This is a genomic window from Pseudomonas sp. Sample_24 (assembly GCF_004307605.1).
Lineage (GTDB): Bacteria > Pseudomonadota > Gammaproteobacteria > Pseudomonadales > Pseudomonadaceae > Aquipseudomonas.
Genome location: NZ_RCNW01000534.1, coordinates 1 through 4,438, shown reverse-complemented (window position 1 = coordinate 4,438; position 4,438 = coordinate 1). Strand labels below are relative to the sequence as shown.

Sequence of the window (4,438 nt, the reverse complement as noted above, 5' to 3'; positions counted from 1 at the left end):
TTCATCATCCGCGTGCCGCAGACGTGGGTGGAGTTGACGTTGCCATAGATGTCGAACTCAAGCGCCGTGTTGATACCGATGATCCCGAGGCGACGTACCACTTCGGGGTGATTGGAGATCTCCTGAGGGCGCAGCACCAGTTTGTCCTTGTAGCGCTCCAGGTTGCCGAACACGTCAGCATTGCGGCGGCTGGAGAGGGTGATGGAGCTTCCCGAAGCAAAGCTCAGCTTGCCCGCGTCGATCAGGTCGAACGTGGAGTCCTGCAGCACTTCGGAATACATCGTCAGGTCTTCGAAAGGCGAGTCGATCAGGCCGCACATCACCGAGTTGGCGATGGTACCGATCCCGGCCTGCAGCGGCCCGAGCTTATTGGTCATGCGCCCGGCGTCCACTTCCTGCTTGAAGAAGTCGATCAAGTGATCGGCAATGGCTTGGGTGTCGGCGTCGGGTGGCAGCACGGTGGATGGTGAGTCCGGTTGCTGGGTGATGACGATCGCCACAATCTTTTCCGGCGGGATCGGGATTGCGCTGCTGCCAATGCGATCGTCGACCTTGACCAGTGGGATCGGCGTGCGGGTCGGACGATAGGTCGGAATATAGATGTCGTGCAGACCTTCGAGATTCGGGTTGTGTGCCAGGTTGATCTCGACGATCACGTGTTTGGCGAAAATCGCGAAACTGGCCGAGTTACCCACCGATGTAGTCGGCACGATATGGCCTTGCTCGGTGATGGCCACGGCTTCGATCACCGCGATATCTGGCAACTTGAGCTGTTGATTGCGCAGTTGCTCGACGGTTTCCGAAAGGTGTTGATCGATGAACATCACCTCGCCTGCGTTGATCGCCTTGCGCAAGGTGCTGTCCACCTGGAACGGCATGCGGCGTGACAGCACGCCGGCTTCGGTGAGTTGCTTGTCGAGGTCGTTGCCCAGACTGGCGCCGGTCATCAGGCTGATCTTCAGCGGCGTGACCTTGGCTCGCTCCGCCAGTGCGTGGGGTACGGCCTTGGCTTCGCCGGCGCGGGTGAAGCCGCTCATGCCAACGGTCATGCCGTCCTGAATCAGAGCGGCGGCGTCGGCAGCGCTCATCACTTTGTCCAACAACGATGGCAGGCGAATACGGTCACGGTACATGGATTGTTATCTCGGGCAACGGGTATCAGGATGCGCAGTCTAGTTAATTTCGCTAGCCGCTGTCCCGCTACAAAGGTCGCAAACGAGGCGTCTATTCCGGGGCTTTCAAGCAAAACACCGTTACCGGATCGGTAACAAAGACGTCGATTGTCCGACGCTTTGCACAAACAAAAACGCCCCGACGAGTCGGGGCGTTTCAGTCGTGCCGAGAGATTTATTCGACGGCTTTAACCATGTCTTCGATGACTTTCTTGGCGTCGCCGAACACCATCATGGTCTTGTCCAGGTAGAACAGTTCGTTGTCCAGACCGGCATAGCCGCTGGCCATCGAGCGCTTGTTGACGATGATGGTCTTGGCCTTGAACGCTTCGAGAATCGGCATGCCGGCAATCGGCGATTTCGGATCGTTCTTGGCGGCCGGGTTGACCACGTCGTTCGCGCCGAGCACCAGCACCACGTCGGCCTGACCGAACTCGGAGTTGATGTCTTCCATCTCGAACACCTGGTCGTAAGGCACTTCGGCCTCGGCCAGCAACACGTTCATGTGGCCCGGCATACGACCTGCAACCGGGTGGATCGCGTACTTCACGGTCACGCCGCGGTGGGTCAGCTTCTCGGTCAGTTCCTTCAATGCATGCTGCGCCCGCGCTACCGCAAGGCCGTAGCCCGGGACGATGATCACGGTGTCGGCGTTGGTCAGCAGGAAGGTCGCGTCATCAGCCGAACCGGATTTCACCGGGCGGGCTTCCTTGGCGCCTGCAGGACCTGCATCGGCTGTATTGCCGAAACCGCCGAGCAATACATTAAAGAAGGAGCGGTTCATCGCCTTGCACATGATGTACGAGAGGATCGCACCGCTTGAGCCCACCAGCGAACCGGCGATGATCAGCATCGAGTTGTTCAGCGAGAAGCCAATGCCCGCCGCTGCCCAGCCGGAATAGCTGTTGAGCATCGACACCACTACCGGCATGTCGGCGCCACCGATCGGGATGATGATCAGCACACCCATGACGAAGGCCAGAGCCAACATCACGGCGAAGGCAGTCAGGTTGCCCGTCAGCATGTAGGTCACGCCCAGTGCCAGCGTGGCTACACCCAACAGCAGGTTCAGTTTGTGCTGACCGCTGAACTGTACCGGTGCGCCCTGGAACAGGCGGAACTTGTACTTGCCCGACAGTTTGCCGAACGCGATCACCGAGCCGGAGAAAGTGATTGCACCAATGGCCGCGCCCAGGAACAGCTCCAGGCGGTTACCCGCCGGAATGGCGTCGCCGAGTTGCTTGACGATGCCCAGCGATTGAGGTTCGACCACCGCCGCAATGGCAATGAACACCGCTGCCAGGCCAATCATGCTGTGCATGAAAGCGACCAGCTCAGGCATTTTGGTCATTTCAACGCGTTTGGCCATGATCGAACCGGCGGTACCGCCGATCAACAGGCCGACGATCACGTAGACGATGCCGTCGTGGGCCAGTTCGGATCCCAATTTGTAGATCAGGCCGACCGTCGTCAGGACCGCCAGACCCATGCCGAGCATGCCGAACAGGTTGCCGCGACGCGAGGTCGTTGGATGCGAGAGGCCCTTGAGCGCCTGGATGAAGCAGACCGAGGCGATCAGGTACAGGGAAGTAACGAGGTTCATGCTCATGCTTGCTGCACCTCAGCCTTGACTGCTTCGGCCTTGGCTGCCGGAGCTTTTGCTGGCGCCGCTTTTTTCTTGAACATTTCCAGCATGCGACGGGTGACCAGGAAGCCACCGAACACATTGACCGCCGCCAGGGCTACGGCCAGGGTGCCCATGGTTTTGCCCAGGGGCGTGACGGTCAACGCGGCAGCGAGCATGGCGCCGACGATCACAATTGCCGAGATAGCGTTGGTCACCGCCATCAGGGGCGTGTGAAGCGCAGGTGTCACGTTCCAGACCACGTGATAACCGACATAAATTGCCAGCACGAAGATGATCAGGTTGTAGATACCGTCAGAGATCAGCATGTCTTCCATTGTTTTTATCCTCAGCCGTTCTTGCGCACGATCTGGCCGTCGCGGCACATCAGGCACGCGGCGACGATATCGTCTTCGAGGTTGATCACCAGTTGTCCTTCTTTATCGAACAACAGTTTCATGAAGTCCAGCAGGTTGCGCGCGTACAGCGCCGAAGCGTCGGCTGCCACCGCGCCGGCCAGGTTGGTAGGGCCGACAATGGTCACGCCATTTTCGACCACCACCTGATCGGCTACGGTCAGCGGGCAGTTACCGCCCTGGGCTGCCGCAAGGTCGACGACCACCGAACCCGGTTTCATCTGTGCCACGGTTTCCGCGCTCAGCAGCGTCGGTGCCTTGCGTCCTGGAATCAGCGCTGTGGTGATAACGATGTCAGCCTGTTTGGCGCGTTCGTGCACGGCTGCGGCCTGGCGCTGCATCCAGCTGGCGGGCATGGGGCGTGCGTAACCGCCGACACCAACGGCGCATTCGCGCTCTTCATCGGTCTCGTAAGGCACGTCGACGAACTTGGCGCCGAGAGATTCGATCTGCTCCTTGACTGCAGGACGCACGTCAGACGCCTCGATCACTGCTCCCAGGCGTTTTGCCGTGGCAATCGCCTGCAACCCGGCCACACCGGCACCGAGAATCAGAACGCGCGCCGCTTTCACGGTGCCGGCAGCGGTCATCAGCATTGGCATGAAGCGCGGATAGTAATGAGCTGCCAGCAACACCGCCTTGTAGCCGGCAATGTTGGCTTGCGATGACAGCACATCCAGGCTCTGAGCGCGGGACGTGCGGGGCGCGGCTTCCAGTGCGAATGCGGTAATGCCGCATTCGGCCATCTTGGCGATGGTTTCGTTGCTGAACGGATTGAGCATGCCCACCACAATGGTGCCGCTCTTGATCAGTGCGAGTTCGCTGTCGCTGGGGGCGACTACCTTAAGAATCAGCTCTGCGCCAAACACATCGCTGGCGCTGCCAATGCTTGCGCCCGCTGCTTCATAGGCACTGTCGACAACACTGGCGTTAATGCCGGCGCCGCTTTGTACAGTGACCTTATGACCTTGGCCGATCAGCTTCTTGATGGTTTCCGGGGTTGCAGCAACCCGTGTTTCACCGGTCTGGGTTTCGAGAGGAACACCAATGTGCACGTCAAATCTCCTGCGTGATCTTATTGAGTAAACCCATGCACTACGGATGGTGCGGCTGGGGCGGCCGATCAGCACGACCCCGCCAAATCAGGACGGGGCGCGGCATTTTGCAGGCGAACTTTGTGCCCTTCAAGGGATTATGACGGGTGACGGAAAATTAACTACAAGTCA

The 4,438-nt window shown here is 59.5% G+C and carries 4 protein-coding genes; all 4 read right to left on the bottom strand.

The window, feature by feature from the left end:
- On the bottom strand, positions 1-1,133 hold a 1,133-nt coding region (locus D8V06_RS29965), incomplete at its 3' end, for an acetyl-CoA hydrolase/transferase C-terminal domain-containing protein (RefSeq protein ID WP_130932392.1).
- Positions 1,134-1,347: 214 nt separating this feature from the next.
- Positions 1,348-2,781, bottom strand: a complete 1,434-nt coding sequence (locus tag D8V06_RS29960) for an NAD(P)(+) transhydrogenase (Re/Si-specific) subunit beta (RefSeq protein WP_056854487.1) — start codon at positions 2,779-2,781, stop codon at positions 1,348-1,350.
- On the bottom strand, positions 2,778-3,134 hold the full coding sequence (locus D8V06_RS29955; RefSeq protein WP_056854488.1) for an NAD(P) transhydrogenase subunit alpha: 357 nt from the start codon (positions 3,132-3,134) through the stop codon (positions 2,778-2,780). Before D8V06_RS29955 ends, D8V06_RS29960 begins: the two co-directional genes overlap by 4 nt.
- Before the next feature lie 11 nt (positions 3,135-3,145).
- Positions 3,146-4,267 carry a Re/Si-specific NAD(P)(+) transhydrogenase subunit alpha gene (locus tag D8V06_RS29950; RefSeq protein WP_056854489.1) on the bottom strand — a complete coding sequence of 374 codons (1,122 nt, stop codon included), beginning with the start codon at positions 4,265-4,267 and terminating at the stop codon, positions 3,146-3,148.
- Between the last annotated feature and the right edge of the window lie 171 nt (positions 4,268-4,438).